The 2539-nt window shown below is 68.7% G+C and carries 2 protein-coding genes; one reads left to right on the top strand and one right to left on the bottom strand.

The window, feature by feature from the left end:
• On the bottom strand, positions 1 to 1881 hold a 1881-nt coding region (locus VF697_RS21345; protein ID WP_331097800.1), incomplete at its 3' end, for a serine/threonine-protein kinase.
• Between the two features lie 253 nt (positions 1882 to 2134).
• Here VF697_RS21345 and VF697_RS21350 point away from each other — a divergent pair.
• The gene (locus VF697_RS21350) at positions 2135 to 2512 is read left to right on the top strand and encodes a hypothetical protein (protein ID WP_331097802.1); all 378 of its coding nucleotides are present in this window, start codon (positions 2135 to 2137) and stop codon (positions 2510 to 2512) included.
• Positions 2513 to 2539: the final 27 nt, after the last annotated feature.

A 2539-nucleotide genomic window follows, 5' to 3' on the forward strand; every position in this document is an offset into this window, starting at 1 on the left:
ACCATCGGGCCTGATCTCCAGGCCACGCTCGACACCGGCTTCCCTCAGTTCCATGCAGACGGTGAATGTGTCCCCGGTGGGCGTCACCGCCTGGGTGATGAGGCCGTAGACGCGCTTCTCCCCGATGCAGAGCTGGCCGGAGAGACGGGTGCCTCTTGGCAATGCCGTTCGCCCATCCACGTCCCAGTCGGCCTGCAACTCAATCGAGAAGGGGCCTTCCTTCACGGGGACGGGCTTGCGCTCCTCCCAACCAGGGAAGACGGATCTTCCGCCCATGTCCCCGATGGGGATGCCGAGCTGGTCGGTCATGGTCTCGACGGCACCGGCCGGGCATGCCTGGGGCGTGGGCTCCTTGCGGACCTGGGCGCCGGGACAGGCCAGGTTGGCGGCAGCGGCCACGGCGAGCAGCACGTTGGCTCCGGTGGAGCCGCTGCCCTTCTTCTCGCTCTCCGCCTGTGAGCCGGGGGCCTTCTTCTTCATGCGAGTCGTTCCCGAGCTGAGCGTCACGGTGGTGACGGGCGCAGGGGTGTCCGCCCTCGGGGGCGCTGCGCCTGCGTCAGCTTCGGGCGGCTTCCACGGGGGCGCCACTTCATGGACGTGCGTGGCCCAGGGCGTCGGGCCGTCGAGAGAGAATTCCGCAGGTACAGGTGACGCCAACACCGGCTGGACTGGCGCTGGTGGCGGAGTGGGGGCGGGAGGTGTCGGCCGAAGCTGGTCGAGGAACACACCCATGCCCACCACGAGTCCCACCACGGCCACGGCCACGAGGACGGGAATGGCCCGTCTCACTCGGGTGCGAAGCGTCGAGACGGTTGACGCGGTGGGCGGCTCGGGTGGGGCAGGAACTGCAACAGGAGGAGCAGTAGGAGCGGGCGGCCTGCCCCGCTTGGGCTTCTGCCGGATCCACCGGCGCAGCCACGCCTGGGGGTCGTGGCCCACCAACTCCGGCGCGTCCTCGGTGGTGCGTCCGTCCACCGTCCAGCCGTAGCACAACGCCATCTCCCAGCGGCGAGGGTCCGCCTTCGCCTCTTCCAGCAGCTTCTCCAGCGCCACGCACAGGGCCTCGGCGTCCGGAACACGGGCGTTCGCCTTGGCCAGCAGGCGCAGACACAGCTCGCTCAAGGCCCGGGGCACGCGGGAGTTGCGCACGTGTGGGGGCTTGGTTTCTCCCGCGAGAATCTCCCCCAGCAGCTCGTCGTCCGGGCCGTTGAAGGGGTACACGTCGGTGGCGAGCACGTAGAGGATGACGCCCAGCGCGTACAGCTCGTCCTTCACCGAGTAGTCGTAGCTCTCCCCCCGCTTTCGGTTCTCGCGCAGGAAGAAGGCCACGGCCTCGGGGCTGCGGTAACGGAGGTTGGCCGGGGCCAGGGCTCCGGTGACGCGAGGGGCGTTGGGCATGGTGCCCGCGCCGAAGTCCACCAGCATCGGCGCTCCGTCCGCCTCGCGCACCAGCACGTTGTCGCCCTTCAAGTCACGGTGCTTCACCTCCTGGGCGTGGACCTCCTTCAATGCCCGGGAAAGCGGCAGCAGCTTCTCCACCAGCTCGCGGGCGCACGGGTTGTTGTCCCGCGCCCACTGATAGAGCGTCACTCCCGGCACATACTCCATGACGAGCACCAGGTACTCGGGCTTCTCCTCCGGCCACTTGAAATGGCTCAGCAGCTTCACCACGTTGGGGAATTCGTGGCGGAGCATGATGAACAGCTCCCGCCAGCCCCACTCCCCGACGCTCTCCAGGTGGATGAACTTGAGCGCGCACGGGTTGCCGTCACGCCACGCGAGGAACACCTTGCCGAAGCCCCCGGCGCCCAGCTTCCTCTCGATGCGGTAGCCGCTCACCACCATGCCCGGCCGCACCACGTCCTCCAGCGTGGGCTTCATGGTGCCTCTCCAGCGGCACCTGCCAGTAACGGTGGAAGTACGGTCATGCGCTCAACCTCGGGAGTGGGGAGGCTACCAGAACCCGGGGCCTCCCGTGCTCGGGGATGGACCCGGTGGGAGCAGCAACGTGCCCGGCTGGCCGGGGTGGTGGCGGAGCTGCGCCGCACCGGCAACTCCACGGCGAGCGGCGGCATAAGCCGCAGGACGTGGGGCCGTGGGAGCCCTCCGTCCATGCACCCACTGGAGGAACACCGTGAAGAACCTGATCGCCGTGTTGAACACCGCCCGCCGGCCGATGACCCCGGAGGAGACCAAGGGCATCTGCCTCGTGCTGCTGCGGCCCCTGGTCGAGGAGCAGCAGCTCGCGCTCAAGGCCGTCTTCGATGATGAGGACTACCGCACCGCCGCCCGGCACTTCGCCCGGATGCACCTGTACGCCATGAAGGCGGGCCTGACTCGGGACAACCTGCGCATGACCTTCCGCCTGTTCGTGGGCACCAGCGAGGAGCGCGAGGGCATCATCGCCGGATGCCTGGAGGCCACCTTCGAGCTGACGGTGAAGACCCGCGCTGCGAGCTCGCCGGAGGGGGGAGTGGCGACGCTGGAACCCATTGAAGGGAGGGCGCCATGAGCGACAAGAACGCGCGATCCCTCCGCT

The sequence above is a fragment of the Archangium sp. genome (genome assembly GCF_036388035.1).
GTDB lineage: Bacteria > Myxococcota > Myxococcia > Myxococcales > Myxococcaceae > Archangium.